This is a genomic window from Microbispora sp. CA-135349, from assembly GCF_050947365.1.
Classification (GTDB): domain Bacteria; phylum Actinomycetota; class Actinomycetes; order Streptosporangiales; family Streptosporangiaceae; genus Microbispora.
Map to the genome: position 1 here is coordinate 7,019,166 of NZ_CP192001.1, position 17,804 is coordinate 7,036,969.

The following is a 17,804-nucleotide window of genomic DNA, read 5'->3' on the forward strand; positions in this document are numbered from 1 at the left end:
AACCTGGTAGATCCAGAGTCAAGCCGATCGGGAGAGGTCACCGTGCGTTTCCACGCCGACCTGCACATGCACTCCAGGTACGCCTACGCGTGCAGCAAGAACAGCGACCTGGAGCAGCTGACCTGGTGGGCCCGGCGCAAGGGCGTCACGCTGATGGGCACCGGCGACTTCACCCATCCGGCCTGGCTGGACCGGCTGCGCACGGCTCTGGTGCCGGCCGAGCCGGGGCTGTTCCGGCTGCGCGACGACCTCGATCGCGACGTCGCCGCGGCGCTGCCGGAAAGCGTGGCCCGCTCCCCCGTGCGGTACATGCTGTCGGTGGAGATCTCCACCGTCTACTCCAGGGGCGGCCGCTCCAGGAAGATCCACCATCTCGTCTACCTGCCCGGATTCGACCAGGCCGAGGAGTTCAACCGCGGCCTCGCGAAAGTCGCCGACCTTTCCGTGGACGGCCGGCCCACCGTGCGCATGAGCTCCCGTGACCTGCTGGAGGCCGTCCTGGCCTGCGGCGAGGGCGCCTACCTGGTGCCCGCGCACGTCTGGACGCCGTGGTTCGGCCTGCTCGGCTCGAAATCGGGGTTCGACGACCTCGAGGAGTGTTTCGGCGACCTCACCGGCCAGATCTTCGCGCTGGAGACCGGGCTGTCGGCCGATCCGGCCATGATGTGGCGCGTCTCCGGCCTCGACGGGTATCGGCTGGTCAGCTACTCCGACGCGCACTCGCCGCCGATCGTCGGCCGTGAGACCACGGTGTTCGAGACCGAGCTCGACTACTTCGCGATCGAGCGCGCACTGCGCACCGGCTCCGGCCTGTGCGGCACGACCGAGTTCTTTCCCGAGGCGGGCAAGTACCACGTCGACGGCCACCGCAAGTGCGGCGTGCGCCTCGATCCGGAGGAGACCCGCGAGCTCGGCGGGCTCTGCCCCGTGTGCGGCCGCACGCTCACGGTCGGCGTGCTCAGCAGGGTCGAGGACCTGGCCGACCGCCCGGGAGGCGGCCCTCCCCGCCACGCGGCGGGCTTCCGCAACCTCGTCCCGTTGCCGGATCTCCTGGCCGAAATCCTCGGCGTGGGGGCGAAGAGCAAGAAGGTGAGCACCGAGACCGACAGGCTCGTGGCCGCGCTCGGACCGGAGCTCGCGATCCTCGGCGACCTCCCTCTCGACGACATCGCCGCCCAGTCGCCGCGCCTCGCCGAGGCGGTCGGCCGTCTGCGCCGGGGAGAGGTGTCGAAGGACCCCGGCTACGACGGCGAGTTCGGCGTGATCCGCACCCTCGACCCGGCGGCCTAGCCCGGCCCGCGGGCCGGACGCGGCGTCCTCCGCAGGCTCCTCACACCACGGGGTCAGGCGGGGTCGCGGTCGTCGCGCCAGGTCGCCTCGGCGCACAGGACGCGCGCGGCCTCCACGGGCTCGGCGTCGCGAACCACGTAGCGCGGGCTGATGAGGCCGCCGATCTCCTCCACCCGCACGATGGTGACGATCGCGGTGACGAGGATCCTGCGCCGCAGGATGTCGCGAGCGAGGACCTCGCGGTGGCAGGTCATCTCGCCGTCCCTGACCGGCTTCCACGGGATCTCGGGCTCCCAGCGCCACATTCGGCAGGTCAGGCCGCGAACCGCCCCCGGCAGCGCCATCGGGTCGCCGTAGTAGACGTAGAAGGTCGGCCGCTGGTGGGGGTTCAGCTCATCCGCGATCCGCTCGTCGTCCTCCAGCCGGCGCAGGTGCTCGACCTGCTCGTGCTCCTCCCACTCGTCGAAACCCTTGGGAAGCCCGTCCGTCTCGGACTCCCGTGCGTACCGCCGGTCGACGAGGAGGTCCCGGTAGCGTCCCGGGCGGGTCCGCGACCACATGATCTCCGGAGTGATCTCGGCTCCGTCCTCGACTGGCACGCCGTGGTCGCGCAGCCACTGGTGGACGGTGACGCCGTCCGTGCTCAGGAGCAGCGTCTCCTGGCGCCGCAGCCACTCCTCGAAGGTGGGCCGCATCTCGTTCGGCTGCGAGGCCGGCCACTGCGACGCCTCCGACAGCGGCACCGGCACCTCGACGGGCTCGGTCTGCCGGGTGACCTGCTCCATCTGCCTTGACTCACTGTACGGAAACGCCCGCATGTGCCGGAGGGGGTCGAAGACGTCACGAAGGGGCCAGAAGCGCAGCAGCCACCTCTCCACTCCGCGTACGGGCTCTTCGACGCCCTCCTCGAACGCCTCATACCAGCGCTCCTGAGCCTCCTCCAGGTCGCCTCCGCCCTTGCTGTACACCGCGACGGCGTACTCGAAGTACGGCGGGCCGATCAGGAAGTCATGACCCGTCCCTTCCGGCATGACCAGCGCGACGATCCCGGTCTCGGCCTCGAACGTCAGCCGGTCGGCCGTCTCCCAGGACTCGTCCGCGGGTGGCGGCTCGCCGTCCCAGGCCTCCAGACGGACGGCGGCCCAGTGATCGCTTCCCGCGCTGTCGATGGAGACATCGGTGTCGTAGAGCCCGAAGGCGTCGTCCTCGACGTAGACCTCGTCGTCGATCGCCCGGATCATCCGCGCCATGCCGCCCCTTTCGAAGATCGTTCGCTCGGTGAGCGGGAGCCTCTCACGGCGCACCGACAATCCGGGGCGGTGCAGGGACAGTCCCGGCCGGGATCAGAGGTAGGTGACGCCGGTCAGCGCCTCGGCCGCGGTCCACAGGCGCCGCCCGACACCCGGGTCGGCCGCCTCCGTGCTGGGGCGGACCTCCACGACCCGGCCGCGCGTCTCCATGAAGCCGGACGGTCCGAAGAACTGGCCGCCGCGCACATCGGGCGCGGTCGCGGCGAAGAGCTGGGGCAGCGCCCCCCGCTCGGCCGGCTGCGTCATCAGCAGCCCGCCCCGGGCGAAGACACGCCCGATCCGGCCGCGGTGCTCCCAGGCCCTGGGGGTGAGATTGCTCCTGGACAGTCCGGGGTGGGCGATGACGCTGACGACCGGTGAGCCCGCGGCGCGCAGCCGGCGGTCGAGTTCGAGGCCGAAGACGGTGGTGGCGAGCTTGGATCGGCCGTACGCCCGGCCGGCCTTGAAGTCGCGCCGCGACATCAGGTCGTCGAAGTCGAGGTGGGCGTTCTTGTGGGTGATCGAGCTGAGGCTGACCACCCGTGCGGCGTCCGCTCGCCCGAGGGTGTCGAGCAGCAGGCCGGTGAGGGCGAAGTGGCCGAGCATGTTGGTGCCGAGCTGCAGCTCGAACCCGTCGGCCGTCGTGCGGGCGGGGCCGAGGAGGACCACGCCGGCGTTGTTGACCAGCAGGTCGATCGCCGGGAGATCGGCGGTCAGGTCCTGCGCGAACGCGTGCACCGACGCGAGAGAGGCCAGGTCGAGCTCACGCACCTCGATCTCGGCCCGTGGCGCGGAGCGCCGGATCGCCTCGGCCTCTCGCTCGCCGGCGGCGGTGTCGCGCACGGCCATCACGACGTGTGCCCCGTGCCGGGCGAGTTCGGTCGCGGTGACCAGGCCGAGCCCCGAGTTCGCGCCGGTGACGACGGCGACCCGGCCGTGCTGGTCGGGGATGTGACTGGCGTTCCATTCGGTCATGCGACGACGCTAGGACGGAGTCACCGGAGTTCGGTCGCACGCGTTTGCCTGGGAACGCCAGACCTACCTTGGGCGCGGACCGCAGCGGCAGACTGGCGTCATGGCCGTCAACCACCCGTACGCCCGCGAACTCGGCGACTTCCTGCGTGCCCGGCGCGGCCGGTTGCGCCCGCAGGACGTCGGCCTCGAGCCGGGGCCCCGGCGCAAGGTGGCCGGCCTGCGGCGCGAGGAGGTCGCGCTGCTGGCCGGGCTGAGCACCGATTACTACCAGCGCATGGAGCAGGGCCGTGAGGTGCGGCCCTCCGACGAGGTGCTCGACGGCCTCGCCTCCGCGCTCGACCTCGACGACGAGGAACGCCGGCATCTGTTCACCCTCGCGCGGGCGGCACGCCGGCCGGCGGCCGTTCGCACCCGCCGGGCCCCGGAACGCGTGCCGGACAGCACCCGGCGCCTGCTGCACGTGATGCACACCCCCGCGGTCGTGCTCGGCCGGCACCTCGACGTGCTCGCGTGGAACACACTCGCCGAGGCGCTGCTCGGCGATCCGGAGCCCCTGCCGCCGGGGCGGCGGAACATGCTCATGGTGCTGTTCGAGGACCCCGGAACCCGGGCGCGCTGCCCCGACTGGGAGACCACCGCCCTGGAGTACATCGGCATGCTGCGGGCCGCCGTCGCGACCGATCCGACCCATCCGCGCGCGACCACGATCATCGGCGAGCTGAGCATCCGCAGCGCGGACTTCCGCCGGCTCTGGGCCCGGCACGAGGTGCGCGAGACGGTTCACGGGACGAAGCTGTTCCGGCACCCTCAGGCCGGCGACATCACCCTCGACTGGGACGTCTATCCCCTGCCCGGCAATCCCGGTCCGGTCCTGCTCGTCTACACGGCCGAGCCCGGCACCGCGGACGCCGAACGCCTGCAACTGCTCGCGTCCCTGTACGCCACCCGGGCGCCGCGGGAAGCCCAGGCCGGAGGACGACCTGGGCTCTCCGACGTGGTGCGCCGGAGACGGACCGGGGCCTCGGCGCACGGTTCTCCGTGACGAGGCCCTCCCCGGCGTCAGCCGATCGAGAGCACCGCGACGACGATCAGCACCAGCAGAAGCAGCAGCATGCCGCCCGCGAGCGCCAGGGACGTGATCGCGCAGCCCTTTCCGTTCCACGGCTGGGGGGCGGGGCCGAGGGCGCCTCTGAAGAAGGTCCACATGGGGGCGCGGTATTCGAGTTCGAGCGCCATGCCGGGCTGGAGCCAGATCGTCAGATCCGCCGGACCGACCTGTGGGGGGAGGAGATAGGGCAGATGGACGTGAAGATGGTATTGGCCGGGAGGAAGCGGGATCGTGTTGCGTCCCCACCGGCCCGGCACCTGATGCCCGTTGATGACGATCTTCGGCGTGAGGATGGCCAGCATGAAGCTCAGCCAGTGCCGCTGCACGTCGAGAATGAGGTGCCCCTGCGCCCCCGGAGGAGCGGGTGGGGGCGGCTGGCTCCATGGGGCGGGTGGCACCGGCGGATGCATGGCGCCCATGTTACTGCCGTCCTGATTGGGAAAACTGAATGAAAAACCCCAGGCCGGTGACACCTGCCTGGGGTTTCTCGCTGGTGCGCCGCCAGGGACTCGAACCCCGGACCCGCTGATTAAGAGTCAGCTGCTCTAACCAACTGAGCTAGCGGCGCAGAGCTCTTAGAGGTTATCGCACACCTCAGAGCGGTCAAAATCGGGCTAGAGTAGAACAACATTCGGTTATCAGCGGTTGGGAGCGCACATGTGGTTCGCCTCGCCTGACGAGGTCCGCGGGCGGCTGGCGGCCGTCGACTACCTTGCCGACGACGGCATCGCGACATCGGTGTTCCTCGCCGGGGCGCTGGGCAAGCCGCTGCTGGCGGAGGGACCCGCGGGAGTGGGCAAGACCCAGCTCGCCAAGGCCGTCGCCGAGGCCACCGGCGCCCGGTTCACCCGCCTGCAGTGCTACGAGGGCCTGGACGAGGCGCGGGCGCTGTACGAGTGGAACTACAAGAAGCAGCTGCTGCGCATCCAGGCCGACGACGGCGCCTGGGACGACATCTTCTCCGAGGAGTTCCTGCTGGAGCGTCCCCTCCTGAAGGCGATCAGGAGCGAGGAGCCCACCGTGCTGCTCATCGACGAGACCGACAAGGCCGACGTCGAGGTCGAGGGTCTGCTGCTGGAGATCCTGTCCGACTACCAGGTCACGATTCCCGAGCTGGGCACGATCACCGCCGTGCGCCGGCCCTACGTCGTGCTGACCTCGAACGCGACCCGCGAGCTGTCGGAGGCGCTCAAGCGGCGCTGCCTCTATCTCCACCTCGACTACCCCACGCCGGAACGGGAGCGCGACATCCTGCTCGCGCAGGTGCCCGAGCTGCCCGCGGGCATCGCCGAGCAGCTCGCCCGTACGGTGGCCACGCTGCGCGGGCTGGAGCTGAAGAAGTCGCCGTCGATCGCCGAGACCGTCGACTGGGCGCACACCCTGCTCGCCCTCGGCCGTACGGAGCTGGACGAGGCGCTGATCGGCGAGACACTGGGCGTGGTGCTCAAGCACAACTCCGACCAGGTGCGGGCCGCCAAGGAGCTCGGCCTGCCGACACGGTCGTGACTTCCCCGGAGTCCCTCGTGGACCGGCACGTCGGGTTCGTCCACGCCCTGCGGGCGGCCGGGCTGCCGGTCTCCCCGGCCGAGGGGCTGGACGCGGCCCGCGCGCTCATGGTCGTCGACCTGGCTCAGCGGGAGACGCTCCGGGAGGCGTACGCCGCGACGCTGGTGAAGCGGCCCGCGCACCGGCCGGGGTTCGACACGCTCTTCGACCTGTGGTTCCCACCGGTGATCACCGGCGCCGAAGGCACCGCCGTCGCCGCGGACGCCGAGCTGCCCGAGCTTCGCGAGCGGCTGGCGGAGCTGCTGATGGGCGATCCGGCCGATCCCGCGTTCCGGGAGTTCGCCCGGGCGATGGTCGGCCGGTTCGGGCAGGTGCGGGCGGCGCCGGGCAGGCAGTCGTGGTTCTCCTTCCCGGTGCTGCGCGCGCTGTCGCCCGAGACGCTGGTGGCCCGGATGCTGAACGCCATGCTCGACGAGCGCGGCGGCCTGCCGGAGAAGGTCGCCCGGCGGCACGTCGAGCGGACCGTCGGGGCGTTCACCGAGGCCGTCGCCGCCGACGTACGCCGCAGGATCGCCGAGGAGTCGGGCGTCGAGAAGATCGCCAGGTCGGCGGTCCGGCCGCCGATCGACCGGGTCGACTTCCTGCGCGCGACCAAGGACGAGCTGGCCCGGCTCCGGCGGGAGGTGCATCCCCTCGCCCGCCGCCTGGCCACCCGGCTGTCGATCCGGCACAGGCGCGGACGGCGCGGACGGCTCGACTTCCGGCGCACCGTGCGGGCCTCGCTGTCCACGGGCGGGGTGCCGCTCACCACCCATCTGCGCCCGCCCCGCCCGCACCGGCCCGAGCTGGTCGTGTTGTGCGACGCCAGCGACTCGGTCTCGACGTTCTCGCACTTCACGCTGTTGCTGACGTTCGCACTGCGGGAGCAGTTCACCAAGGTGCGGGCGTTCGCGTTCGTGGACACCGTGGACGAGATCACCCGCCTGTTCGCCCCGGGCGCGGACGTGCTCGACGCCATCGGACGCCTCACCGACGAGGCCGACATCGTCAGGTTCGGCCGCACCGACTACGGCCACGTCTTCGAGCGCTTCGCCGAACGGTTCCCCGACGCGGTCGGTCCCCGGACGTCGCTGCTGATCCTGGGCGACGCCCGGTCCAACTATCAGGCGCCCGCGCTGGGCACGCTGAAGCGGCTGGCCGGGCAGGCCAGGCACGCCTACTGGCTCAACCCCGAGCCTCGCGCCCAGTGGGACACCGGGGACTCCCTCGCCACGTCGTACGGCTCGGTCGTCCCCATGCACGAGTGCCGCAACGTCGCCCAGCTCGCCGCCTTCGTCGAGACTCTGGCCTGAGTCGGTTCCCTTCGCCCGAATCGACACGGCCGGAAGTGCTCAGCTCATGCGGCGCAGGATGCGGGCCGCCGTACGGGCCAGCAGCTCGATCTGGTCCTCGGTGAACTCCGCGGAGCCGTGGGTTCGGACCCAGCGGGCGATCCTGCGCGGATAGGCGACGGTCAGCCCCTCGCCGTGCAGCACGCCGCCCCTGGCCTTGATCTTCCCGCCGTGCACGGCGAGCACGGGGGCGATCGAGACCTCGATGCCGGTCTCCTTGGTCAGCAGCGCGGCCAGCGACCCGGCGGCGGAGATGAGCCCCTTGGCGACCGAGGTGCCGAACTTCTCGTCGAAGAACAGGCGCTCGCCGTACCGCGCGATCAGGGTGTCGGGCGACCACGCCTCGTTGTCCACGATCCACACGCCGCCCGGCCCGATGACGAGGTGGTCGATCGACGCCTCGCCGGGCACGGCCCGGCCGTCCATGACCCGGTAGCCGTGCCGGCGCAGGCCGAGGCGCAGCAGGCGCCCGGTGCGCACCTCGCCTCGGCGCTTGCCCCGCCACACCGCCGTACGCTCGTGCAGGCGCCAGGCGATGAACAGGTCGGTGCCGCCCGCGAGAAGGGCCAGCCCGATGCCGGCGGCGAGCATGTTGAGACCGAGCCGCGGACCCACCAGATTGCCGACGACGAACCCCGCGGCGGTGATGACGGCCCGCACCCGGATCCGGTTCTTGCGTCCGGCGAACCAGAACGTCTCGTACAGGTTCTGCGGCGAGGCGCCGGTGAACTTCTCGTCCCTCGGGACATAGATGGACCCACTAGGCACGCGAACCCCCCACACTAGGCATGCGGCTTTCTCCGGGATACCCGAGCGGGAATCCCAACCCTCCTAAGGTGAGGGAAGTAGCGCAGTTACGCCAGTGCCGCCCATTGACCGACCAGTCGGTACGCTTTACCCGAGAGACGAAGGAGGTCGGCATGGCCCGCCGCGTTACGGGGGATCGCGCGAACGGGGAGCGTCCCGTGAACGGCTCCCTGGAGGAGCCGGTACGGCAACGCCTGCTCGCCGAGGCGACCCGGTTGTTCGCCGAGCGGGGTTTCGAGAGCACGTCGGTACAGGAGATCGTCGCGGCGGCCGGCGTCACCAAGGGCGCCATGTACCACTACTTCGATTCCAAGGACGACCTGCTCCACGAGATCTACGCCCGGGTGCTGCGCCTGCAGATGGAGCGCCTCAACCGGTTCGCCGACGCGGAGGGCCCGGTGACCGAGCGGCTGCACGCGGCGGCGACGGACGTGGTGGTGACCACGGTCGACAACCTGGACGACTCCAAGATTTTCTTCAGGTCGATGCACCAGCTCGCGCCGGAGACGTACAAGAGCGTGCGGGCCGAGCGGCGGCGCTACCACGAGCGGTTCCGCGACCTCGTCGTCGAGGGGCAGCGCGACGGCGTCTTCCGCGGCGACATCCTCGCCGAGATGGTGGTCGACTTCTTCTTCGGCTCGGTCCACCACCTCGGCACCTGGTATCACCCCGAGGGCCCGCTGACCGGCCAGGAGGTCGGCCGCCACTTCGCCGACCTCCTGCTCAACTCGCTGCGACCCTGAGCGGGCCCGGAAACACCGCTCACGCGGGCGCGGGGAGGTCCGCGGGGCCGGCCAGCGCCTCGCGGTGGTCGCCCGGCGTGCCCAGCGCGATCTGATCGGCCTTGGCCCGCTTGAGGTAGAGGTGCGCCGGGTGCTCCCAGGTCATCCCGATACCGCCGTGGAGCTGCACGCACTCCTCGGCGGCGTGCACCGCCACAGCTCCGCAGTGGGCCTGCGCGACCGCGACGGCCACCACCGCGTCGTCGCCAAGCGGTCCCGGCGCGGGCGCCTCCGCCAGCCGGGCGGCCGCGTTGCGTGCCGCCGCCCTGGCCCCCACGACCTCCAGCCAGAGGTCGGCCAGCCGGTGCTTGACCGCCTGGAACGACCCCACCGGCCGGGCGAACTGCCTGCGTTCCTTCACGTACGCGACCGTCGTGGTGAGGCACCACTCGGCGACGCCGAGCTGCTCGGAGGCGAGCAGTCCGGCGCCGCGCACCAGTGCCTCCCGGGCCCAGGGCGCCTCCGGCCCGTCCGCCCTCGCGACGATCCGCGCCGGCGCCGAGTCGAACGACACCGTCGCGATCGGCCGGGTCAGGTCGAGCGAGGTCACCGGCGTCACCCGGACGGCCTCTTCGGCGGCTGGAGACGCCTCCACCGCGCACAGCCCCACGCCGCCGGCGAGCCGTACCGGCACGAGCAGGACGTCGGCGGCCTCCGCGCCGATCACCGCGGTGATCGAGCCGGACACGGTGCCGTCCTCGCCCAAGGTCGCCACCGGAGCCGGCGGCGCGTACGGCGAGGCGGCGAACGACACCGCGAGCGCGGCCGTCGCCTCCCCCGCGGCCAGCCGTCCCAGCAGCTCGCCGGCCCCCTCTCCCCCCGCCGCCAGGAGCGCCTGGGTCGCGAGGACGGCGCTGGCGAGGAACGGCGCCGGAGCCACGGCCCGGCCCAGCTCCTCCAGCACGACGGCGGCCTCGCGGGCCGAGGCGCCCGCACCTCCGAGGTCCTCGGGGATCAGCAGCCCGGCGACGCCGATGTCGCGGGCCAGCGCCTTCCACAGCTCCGTGTCGTACGGCGTGCCGGACTCCACGCGGTCGAGCACGGCGGACGGGGAGCACATGTCGGTGAGCAGGTCGCGCACGGCGGCCCGCAGCTCCTCCTCCACCTCCGTGTACAGCAGCGTCATCGGGGGAGGTCCTTCCATGCGACGTCCTTGTCGGCGCGCGGCTCGGCGGGCAGGCCGAGGACGCGTTCGGCGATGATGTTTCGCAGGATCTCGGACGTGCCGCCCTCGATCGAGTTGCCCTTGGCGCGCAGGTAGCGGTAGCCCGCCTCGCGGCCGACGAAGTCGACCGTGTCGGGGCGGCGGAACGTCCAGTCGTCGTAGGCCAGGCCGTCCTCGCGCAGCATCTCGACCTCGATGCCGGACAGCTCCTGGTGGAGCCGGGCGAAGGCCAGTTTCATGCCCGACCCCTCCGGCCCCGGATGCCCGGCGGCGAGCTGCTCGCGCAGCCGTACGGCCGTCAGGCGCATGACCTCCGAGTCGACCCAGAGCCTGAGCAGCCGCTGGTGCAGGTCGTGGGTGCGCAGCTCGGGCCGGGAACGCCAGGTCTCGGCGACGACGCCCATCATCGTGCGCCGCGCGGGGGTGCCGCCGATCGCCACCCGCTCGTTCATGAGGGTGGTCTGCGCGACCCGCCAGCCGTCGCCCACCTCGCCCAGCCGCAGCGCGTCGGGCAGCCGCACCTCGGTCAGGAAGACCTCGTTGAACTCGGCCTCACCGGTGATCTGGCGCAACGGTCGCACCTCGACGCCGGGGGCGTGCATGTCGCAGACGAAGTAGGTCAGCCCGCGGTGCTTGGGGACGCCCGGGTCGGTGCGGGCCACGAGGATGCCCCAGCGGGCGGTGTGCGCGCTCGACGTCCACACCTTCTGGCCGTCCACCACCCACTCGTCGCCCTCGCGTACGGCGCGGGTGGCCAGCGTGGCGAGGTCGGAACCGGCGCCCGGCTCGCTGAACAGCTGGCACCACACCTCCTCCCCCGTCCACAGCGGCCGCAGGAAGCGCCTCTTCTGCTCCTCGGTGCCGAACGCGAGGATCGTCGGGGCAGCCATGCCGAGGCCGATGCCGATCCGGCCGGGCCGGTTGTCGGGCGTGCCCTTCAGCTCCCGGTCGGCCACGGCCTGCAGCTCCCGGGGCGCGCCGAGCCCGCCGAGGCCCTCGGGGAAGTGCACCCAGGCCAGGCCGGCGTCGAACCGGGCGCGCAGGAACTCCAGACGGTCCGTGGCCGCCGGATCGTGCTCCTCGAGGAAGGCTCTGGCGCGCTCGGCGACCGACGCCTCATCCCATGCCACGACACATCACCCCATGTATTTCTTGAGTTCGCGGTAGGCCAGCGACCGCTTGTGCACCTCGTCGGGACCGTCGGCGAAGCGCAGCGACCGCGCGCCCGCCCACAGCGCCGCCAGCGGGAAGTCCTGGCTGATCCCGCCGGCGCCGTGCGCCTGGATGGCCTTGTCCAGGATCCACTCCACCGTCGCCGGGCCGGCGATCTTGATGGCCTGGATCTCGGTGTGCGCGCCCTTGTTGCCGGCCGTGTCCATCAGCCAGGCCGTCTTCAGCACCAGCAGGCGCAGTTGCTCGATGCGCACCCGCGACTCGGCGATCCAGTCCTGGATCACCCCCTGCCGGGCCAGCGGCTTGCCGAACGCCTCCCGCGTCAGCACCCGGCGGCACATCAGCTCGACCGCCCGCTCGGCCATGCCGATGAGCCGCATGCAGTGGTGGATACGCCCGGGCCCCAGCCGTGCCTGGGCGATGGCGAAGCCGCCGCCCTCCTCGCCGATGAGGTTGTCCACCGGCACCCGTACGTCCTCGAACACCACCTCCGCGTGGCCCCCGTGGTCGGCGTCGTCGTAGCCGAAGACCGTCATGCCGCGCCGTACGGTCAGGCCGGGGGTGTCACGCGGGACGAGCACCATGCTCTGCTGCCGGTGTCTGGGCGCCTCCGGGTCGGTCTTGCCCATCACGATGAAGATCTTGCAGTTGGGGTTCATCGCGCCGGTGATGAACCACTTGCGGCCGTTGATGACGTACTCCCCGCCGTCCCTCCTGATGGAGGTCGCGATGTTCGTCGCGTCGGAGGAGGCGACATCGGGCTCGGTCATCGCGAAGGCCGACCTGATCTCGCCGGCCAGCAGGGGCTCCAGGTATTCCTTGCGCTGCCACTCGCTGCCGAACTCCGCGAGCACCTCCATGTTGCCGGTGTCCGGAGCGGCGCAGTTGGTGGCGGGCGGCGCGATGGCGGGCGACCTGCCCATGATCTCGGCGAGCGGGGCGTACTGCAGGTTGGTCAGCCCCGCGCCCTGCTCTCCGGGAAGGAAAAGGTTCCACAGGCCGCGCGAGCGGGCCTCGGCCTTGAGGTCCTCCAGCAGCGGCGGCGGGCTCCAGCCGCTGCCGGCCGCCTGTTCGTGGAAGGCGTGCTCGACGGGGTGGACGCACTCGTCCATGAAGGCCAGCAGCCGTTCCCGGTAACGGTTCGTGGTCGCGTCGAACCCGAAGTCCATCAGACCTCCATCAGCCCGCGGGCGACGATAGAGGCGACCTGGTCGCCGACCTCGGCGAAGCCCTCCCCCACCGTGAGCCCCTTCGTGAAACGGAAATGGATGCCCTCGGCGATCACCGCGAGCTTGAAGCAGGCGAGGCCGACGTACCAGCCGAGCCGGGACAGGTCACGGCCGGACGCCTCGCCGTAGTGGGCGGCCAGCTCCGAGCCGGGCGGCGCCTCCCCAGCCTCGCCCCGGTCGAGCGAGGCGACCTCGCCGTACAGGAGGAACAGCGCCAGGTCGGTCAGCGGGTCGCCGAGCGTGGACATCTCCCAGTCGAGCACGGCGCGCACCTCGCCGCCGGCGATCAGCGTGTTGCCGAGCTTGAAGTCGCCGTGGACGATGGCCGGTGCACCGGAGACGGGCACGTCGCGGGCGAGCCGCTCGTAAAGATCGTCGATGCCGGGCACCTGGCGGCTGCGCGAGGCGTCGAGCTGCCGCTTCCACCGGGCGACCTGCCGCTGCAGGAAGCCGTCGGGCCTGCCGAAGTCACCGAGGCCCACGCGCTCGGGAGTGATCGAGTGGAGCGCGGCCAGCACGTCCACCAGCCCGTGGGCGAGGGCCGGGGTGAGCGGCGGCTGCCCGCCCTCGACGTACTCCATCACGTAGAAGGGCGCGCCGACGACGTCGGGGTCCTGACACAGGTGATAGGTGCGCGGCACCGGAACGCCCGTGTCCTGGAGCGCGCTCATGACCCGGTATTCGCGGCCCATGTCGTGCGCCGTCGCGAGGACGTGCCCCAGGGGCGGCCTGCGGACGACGTACGTGCTCGTGCCGTCCCTGACGACGTACGTCAGATTGGACTTGCCGCCCACGATCAGCTCGGCGGTGAGCGGCCCTTCGGTCAGGCCCTCACGCCGCAGGTGCTCGGCGAGGCGGGTGAGGTCGAGGCCGGGTGGGTCAGCGTTCACTCCGTCAGCGTACCGACCAGACGGTATGTGTGTCGACAGGCGAAGTGGTCGCCGCCGATCGGGTCGTAGTGGCCATCCGCTCGCACCGTACGTCCCCGATAACGTCGGGCGCATGACCGCGAAGATGCCCTCACCGGCCGTGCTCGACGGCCACGTCGTACGCCTTGAGCCGCTCACTCCCGGCCACGTGCCCGACCTGTTCCTCGCAGCGCAGGACGAGGAGATCTGGCGTCACCGGCCGGAGCCCGTGCCTCAGATCGAGGACGACACGCGCCGGCTGGTGGACAAACTGCTCGCTGATCCCCGCACCACGCAGTTCGCCGTGATTCTCAAGAAGACCGGCCGGGCGATCGGCTCGACCGGCTACTGGGACGTCGGCGGCTTCGACGAGAGCGTGGAGATCGGCTCCACGTGGTATGGCAGGGCCTACTGGCGCACCGCCGTCAACACCGAGTGCAAGGTCCTGCTGCTCGACCACGCCTTCACCCTGGGGTTCGTCCGTGTGGTGCTGAAGACCGACATCCGCAACCTGCGGTCGCAGGCGGCCATCGAGCGCATCGGCGGCGTGCGGGAGGGCGTGCTCCGGCGGCAGTACCGCCGCCCGGACGGCACCTGGCGCGACAGCCCCCTCTACTCGATCCTCGACGACGAGTGGCCCGCCCACCGCGCCCGCCTGCTGGCCGCCCATCAGCCGGGACTTCCCGGCTGAGAGAAGCAGGTGTCGATGGACCGGCCGGCACGGATGGCGGTGTCGTCGCCGCCGTTCCGCCCCAAGTGGCCGTCCCCCGCGGCGTGGCCTCGGTAGCGTCTGCCGCATGACCGCGACGATGCCCGCGCCCGTCGTGCTGGACGGCCGCGTCGTACGGCTGGAGCCGCTGACCCTCGACCACGTCGCCGACCTGTACGCGGCCGGCCGGGGCGACGAGGAGGTGTGGCGGTTCGAGCCGAGGCCGTTCCCCGCCTCACCTGAGGAGATGCACCGCCACGTGGCCGGCCTCCTCGCCGATCGCCAGACCACCCAGTTCGCCGTGATTCTCAAGGCGACCGGACGGGCGGTCGGCTCGACGGGTTACTGGGACGTCTGCCGCTGCGACGAGAACGTGGAGGTGGGGTCCACCTGGTACGCGAGAGCCTATTGGCGTACGGCCGTCAACACCGACTGCAAGATCGCGTTGCTCGACCACGCCTTCGCCCTGGGTTCGTCCGGGTGATGCTGAAGACCGACGTCCTCAACCTCCGGTCGCAGGCCGCGATCGAGCGCATCGGCGGCGTGCGGGAGGGCGTGCTCCGGCGCCAGCGACGCCGCCCCGACGGCACCTGGAGGGACAGCCCCGTCTACTCCATCCTCGACGACGAGTGGCCCGCCCACCGCGCCCGCCTGCTGGATCGTGTCTGACAAATCATGGCCCTGCCGCCCATGGCCCAGGCTCGTGACGGGCAGCATTTGTCAGACGCTCCCTGACCCTCCGATAGATCACATCCCGGCGAAGATGCGGAGCAGTTCCCGGAAGGCTGCGTCCAGCTCCTCGACGGGCGGCACGCCCCCCGCTCCCACGACCGCGTCGAACAGCAGCCCCTCGACGTACGCGACCATCTGACGGCCGTGCCGTACGGGGTCGGGCGAGCCGGCGGCGGCCAGCATCGCGGCCGCGTGCTCGCGGAAGCGGCGCCCCATCTCGTCGTACGTCTTGCGCAGTTCGGGACGGCGGGTCGCCTCCAGCGCCAGTTCGTATCGCGCGATCGTGGTCTCCCGGTGCACGGTGACCGCCGCGTACGTCATTTTCGCCAGGAGGTGCGCCGCCGCCTCGCCCTCGGGCATCCGGCCATCGGGTGTCACCGCGGCGGCGAAGACGGCCTCCTCGCGCTCGGCGAGCCGGGCCAGCGTGAGCTCCAGCAACGCCGCGCGCGTGCGCGCGTGGTTCGAGGTGGAGCCCGGCGGCAGCTTCGCGGCCTCGTCGACCGCCCGGTGAGTGAGGCCGCGCATCCCCCGCTCGGCCAGGATCGCGATGGCCGCGTCCGCGACGAGGACCTCCCGCTGACTGCTCACCCCCACATCGTAGAGGCGCACTACGCTTGTAGTACGCTCACTACAGATGTAGTGACGAGGAGGCGGGCATGGCGCACGCGGTGGTGATCGGGGCGGGCATCGGCGGACTGACGGCGGCGCTCGCCCTCGCGCGGAAGGGCTGGTCGGTGACCGTCCTGGAACGGGCGGCGTCGATCGAGCCGGTGGGCGCCGGGCTGGCGGTCGCACCCAACGCGCTGCGGGCGCTCGACGTGATCGGGGCCGGGGACGAGGTCAGGAGGCTCGCCGCCATTCAGGGCCGCAGCGGCATCCGCGTGCCGGGCGGCGGCTGGCTGTCGTGGACCACGGCCGGGGACGCCGCCGCCCGATACGGCGACCCGATCGTGCTGCTCACCCGGTCGGTGCTGGTCGGCATCCTCGCCGGGCGCCTGCCACGGGGCGCCCTGCGGGTGAACACCCGCGTCGAGTCCGTCGAGCCCGCGACCGGCCGCGTCACCGTGGCGGGGACGAGGGAGACGATCGATGCCGACCTCGTCGTGGCGGCCGACGGGATCCGGTCCCGGACCCGCGAGGCCCTGTTCCCCGGGCATCCCGCTCCGGTCTACGCGGGCGTGACGAGCTGGCGGGCGATCGTGCCGCTTCCCGGTGTAACCGGCGCCTCGGAGACTGTGTTGGCCTCAGAGACCTGGGGCCCCGGGCTGGTCTTCGGGGTCATGCCGCTCGCCGGCGGTCAGGTCTACTGCTACGCCACCGCGAAGGTCCCCGCAGGCCTGCGGGCGGCGGACGAGAGGGACGAGCTGCTCCGGCTGTTCGGCCGCTGGCACGATCCGATCCCGGCGCTGCTGGAGGCCGCGGACCCGGCGGCCGTGCTCCGCCACGACATTCACTGCCTCGACACCCCGCTGCCCGCCTTCCACGCGGGCCGGGTCGCGCTGCTGGGCGACGCGGCGCATCCCATGACGCCCAACCTCGGACAGGGAGCCTGCCAGGCCATGGAGGACGCCGTCGTGCTCGCCGAGCGCGTCTCACCTGACGGCGATCCGGCCGCCGGCCTGGCCGTCTACAGCCGGGAACGGCTGGCGCGGACGACCCCGATCGTGCGGCGCTCGCGGGCCGTCGGCCGGCTCACCGCCTGGCACAACCCGGTGGCGGTGGCCCTGCGCGACGGCGCGATGCGCGCGGCGGGCGCACTCGGGCCGAACGTCGCTCTGCGACAGGGCGACCAGATCTTCACCTGGTCGCCCTGACGGCCGAGAGACGCGGCGAGGAGGTCAGGCCGCCTCGGACGCGCCCACCGGGGCACCTATCCTGTCCGGCCCCGCAGGTCCGGCGGCGGGTTTGGCATGGTCGGGTGCGAGCCGGCCCAGCGTGATCGTCCCGGCGATCAGCAGGCCGGCCGCGAGCAGTGCGGGGATCGCCTTGTCCAGGTCGGTGGGCAGCGACTCCCCGAGCAATACGGCTCCGGCGGTGACCGAGGTGATGGGATCGACGACCTGAACCCCCGCGTAGGCGATGCCGAAGTAGCCCACGGCGTACGACTTCTGCAGCAGCACCACGGCGCAGACCAGCAGCACCGGGATGGCCAGGGTGAACCAGTGGATCAGGCGGCCGAGGTCGCCTTCGAGCCCGCCGCCGACGACCCGGACGAACGTGGACACGGTCGCGGTCACCGCACCGGCTCCGATCGCCATCAGCAGCGCCTTCGCCGGGCCCCTCAGCCGGCGGGCCACGGTGAACGTGACGGCGACCACCAGGGCGATGCAGCCGATCAGCTCAAGGGCGTGCGCGTCGGACAGGACCGGGGTCACGTTGTGCGCCGGAACCAGCAGCATCAGGCCGAGCAGGCCCACCGCCACCGCGACCGACCCGGCGATCTCGGCCCGGCGCGGGCGTCTGCCGTGCAGCGTCGCGGCGAGCGGCACCGCGAAGACGAGGGTCGCCACGCTCACGGGCTGGACGACGACCAGCGGAGCCAGGCTGAGCGCCACCGCGTGCAGGGACGCCCCGGTGAAACCGATGACCCCGCCGATCCACCAGCGGGGCCTTCTGACGAGAGCGAGGGTGGCCCCCTCGCTCACCGCTTCGAACTGCTGCAGCGCTGCACCCAGGGCGTATCCCAGCGCGCCGACGAGGGCGATGGCCACTCCCACCCAGGTCATGCGCGCCCGCCGGT

19 protein-coding genes and 1 tRNA gene are annotated in these 17,804 nt (G+C 71.8%); 9 read left to right on the forward strand and 11 right to left on the reverse strand.

Annotated features, from left to right (window positions below):
• Positions 1–42 precede the first annotated feature (42 nt).
• Positions 43–1,290, forward strand: a complete 1,248-nt coding sequence (locus ACQPZZ_RS32290; RefSeq protein WP_432925318.1) for an endonuclease Q family protein — start codon at positions 43–45, stop codon at positions 1,288–1,290.
• Positions 1,291–1,343: 53 nt separating this feature from the next.
• Here ACQPZZ_RS32290 and ACQPZZ_RS32295 read toward each other — a convergent pair whose 3' ends face one another.
• The gene (locus ACQPZZ_RS32295) at positions 1,344–2,540 is read right to left on the reverse strand and encodes a hypothetical protein (protein WP_432925320.1); all 1,197 of its coding nucleotides are present in this window, start codon (positions 2,538–2,540) and stop codon (positions 1,344–1,346) included.
• A 93-nt stretch (positions 2,541–2,633) separates the two neighbouring features.
• Positions 2,634–3,554, reverse strand: a complete 921-nt coding sequence (locus ACQPZZ_RS32300; protein WP_432925322.1) for an oxidoreductase — start codon at positions 3,552–3,554, stop codon at positions 2,634–2,636.
• Positions 3,555–3,654: 100 nt separating this feature from the next.
• Between ACQPZZ_RS32300 and ACQPZZ_RS32305 the strand changes: the two genes are divergently transcribed.
• On the forward strand, positions 3,655–4,596 hold the full coding sequence (locus ACQPZZ_RS32305) for a helix-turn-helix transcriptional regulator (RefSeq protein WP_432925324.1): 942 nt from the start codon (positions 3,655–3,657) through the stop codon (positions 4,594–4,596).
• A gap of 17 nt (positions 4,597–4,613) precedes the next feature.
• On the opposite strand, the gene ACQPZZ_RS32310 is transcribed toward ACQPZZ_RS32305, so the two are convergent.
• Entirely contained in the window at positions 4,614–5,072 is a 459-nt protein-coding gene (locus ACQPZZ_RS32310; protein ID WP_432925326.1) for a hypothetical protein, read from the reverse strand.
• Between the two features lie 81 nt (positions 5,073–5,153).
• Positions 5,154–5,230: transfer RNA gene (locus tag ACQPZZ_RS32315), tRNA-Lys, on the reverse strand.
• A gap of 89 nt (positions 5,231–5,319) precedes the next feature.
• Between ACQPZZ_RS32315 and ACQPZZ_RS32320 the strand changes: the two genes are divergently transcribed.
• Together ACQPZZ_RS32320 and ACQPZZ_RS32325 are read left to right on the forward strand one after the other, a co-directional pair.
• Positions 5,320–6,168 carry an AAA family ATPase gene (locus ACQPZZ_RS32320; protein WP_432925328.1) on the forward strand — a complete coding sequence of 283 codons (849 nt, stop codon included), beginning with the start codon at positions 5,320–5,322 and terminating at the stop codon, positions 6,166–6,168.
• Between the two features lie 17 nt (positions 6,169–6,185).
• Positions 6,186–7,520 carry a vWA domain-containing protein gene (locus ACQPZZ_RS32325; protein WP_432925330.1) on the forward strand — a complete coding sequence of 445 codons (1,335 nt, stop codon included), beginning with the start codon at positions 6,186–6,188 and terminating at the stop codon, positions 7,518–7,520.
• Positions 7,521–7,559: 39 nt separating this feature from the next.
• On the opposite strand, the gene ACQPZZ_RS32330 is transcribed toward ACQPZZ_RS32325, so the two are convergent.
• Positions 7,560–8,327: a nuclease-related domain-containing protein gene (locus tag ACQPZZ_RS32330; RefSeq protein WP_432925332.1), complete on the reverse strand. Its 768-nt coding sequence runs from the start codon at positions 8,325–8,327 to the stop codon at positions 7,560–7,562.
• A gap of 152 nt (positions 8,328–8,479) precedes the next feature.
• Here ACQPZZ_RS32330 and ACQPZZ_RS32335 point away from each other — a divergent pair, with 152 nt between their 5' ends.
• Complete coding sequence (locus ACQPZZ_RS32335; RefSeq protein WP_432925334.1) at positions 8,480–9,109, forward strand: TetR/AcrR family transcriptional regulator; 630 nt, start codon at positions 8,480–8,482, stop codon at positions 9,107–9,109.
• Between the two features lie 19 nt (positions 9,110–9,128).
• On the opposite strand, the gene ACQPZZ_RS32340 is transcribed toward ACQPZZ_RS32335, so the two are convergent.
• From ACQPZZ_RS32340 to ACQPZZ_RS32355, 4 genes are read right to left on the reverse strand one after another with little or no spacing between them, the layout of a single operon-like run.
• Positions 9,129–10,292: an acyl-CoA dehydrogenase family protein gene (locus ACQPZZ_RS32340; RefSeq protein WP_432925336.1), complete on the reverse strand. Its 1,164-nt coding sequence runs from the start codon at positions 10,290–10,292 to the stop codon at positions 9,129–9,131.
• Complete coding sequence (locus ACQPZZ_RS32345) at positions 10,271–11,443, reverse strand: acyl-CoA dehydrogenase family protein (RefSeq protein ID WP_363646625.1); 1,173 nt, start codon at positions 11,441–11,443, stop codon at positions 10,271–10,273. Before ACQPZZ_RS32345 ends, ACQPZZ_RS32340 begins: the two co-directional genes overlap by 22 nt.
• Positions 11,444–11,449: 6 nt before the next feature.
• Positions 11,450–12,655: an acyl-CoA dehydrogenase family protein gene (locus ACQPZZ_RS32350; protein ID WP_432925338.1), complete on the reverse strand. Its 1,206-nt coding sequence runs from the start codon at positions 12,653–12,655 to the stop codon at positions 11,450–11,452.
• Positions 12,655–13,605, reverse strand: a complete 951-nt coding sequence (locus tag ACQPZZ_RS32355; RefSeq protein WP_432925340.1) for a phosphotransferase family protein — start codon at positions 13,603–13,605, stop codon at positions 12,655–12,657. Before ACQPZZ_RS32355 ends, ACQPZZ_RS32350 begins: the two co-directional genes overlap by 1 nt.
• Positions 13,606–13,717: 112 nt before the next feature.
• Here ACQPZZ_RS32355 and ACQPZZ_RS32360 point away from each other — a divergent pair, with 112 nt between their 5' ends.
• The 3 genes from ACQPZZ_RS32360 (at position 13,718) to ACQPZZ_RS32370 (ending at position 15,001) form a co-directional block, all read left to right on the forward strand.
• Positions 13,718–14,314, forward strand: a complete 597-nt coding sequence (locus tag ACQPZZ_RS32360) for a GNAT family N-acetyltransferase (RefSeq protein ID WP_432925342.1) — start codon at positions 13,718–13,720, stop codon at positions 14,312–14,314.
• Positions 14,315–14,420: 106 nt separating this feature from the next.
• Complete coding sequence (locus tag ACQPZZ_RS32365) at positions 14,421–14,816, forward strand: GNAT family N-acetyltransferase (RefSeq protein WP_432925344.1); 396 nt, start codon at positions 14,421–14,423, stop codon at positions 14,814–14,816.
• The gene (locus tag ACQPZZ_RS32370; protein ID WP_432925346.1) at positions 14,816–15,001 is read left to right on the forward strand and encodes a GNAT family N-acetyltransferase; all 186 of its coding nucleotides are present in this window, start codon (positions 14,816–14,818) and stop codon (positions 14,999–15,001) included. Before ACQPZZ_RS32365 ends, ACQPZZ_RS32370 begins: the two co-directional genes overlap by 1 nt.
• A gap of 78 nt (positions 15,002–15,079) precedes the next feature.
• On the opposite strand, the gene ACQPZZ_RS32375 is transcribed toward ACQPZZ_RS32370, so the two are convergent.
• Positions 15,080–15,652, reverse strand: a complete 573-nt coding sequence (locus ACQPZZ_RS32375) for a TetR/AcrR family transcriptional regulator (protein WP_432925348.1) — start codon at positions 15,650–15,652, stop codon at positions 15,080–15,082.
• Positions 15,653–15,720: 68 nt separating this feature from the next.
• Here ACQPZZ_RS32375 and ACQPZZ_RS32380 point away from each other — a divergent pair, with 68 nt between their 5' ends.
• A complete protein-coding gene (locus ACQPZZ_RS32380; protein WP_432925350.1) occupies positions 15,721–16,878 on the forward strand; it encodes an FAD-dependent oxidoreductase in 1,158 nt (385 codons plus the stop codon).
• A 24-nt stretch (positions 16,879–16,902) separates the two neighbouring features.
• Here the strand turns inward: ACQPZZ_RS32380 and ACQPZZ_RS32385 are convergent, their stop codons facing one another.
• On the reverse strand, positions 16,903–17,790 hold the full coding sequence (locus ACQPZZ_RS32385; protein WP_363646618.1) for a DMT family transporter: 888 nt from the start codon (positions 17,788–17,790) through the stop codon (positions 16,903–16,905).
• Positions 17,791–17,804: the final 14 nt, after the last annotated feature.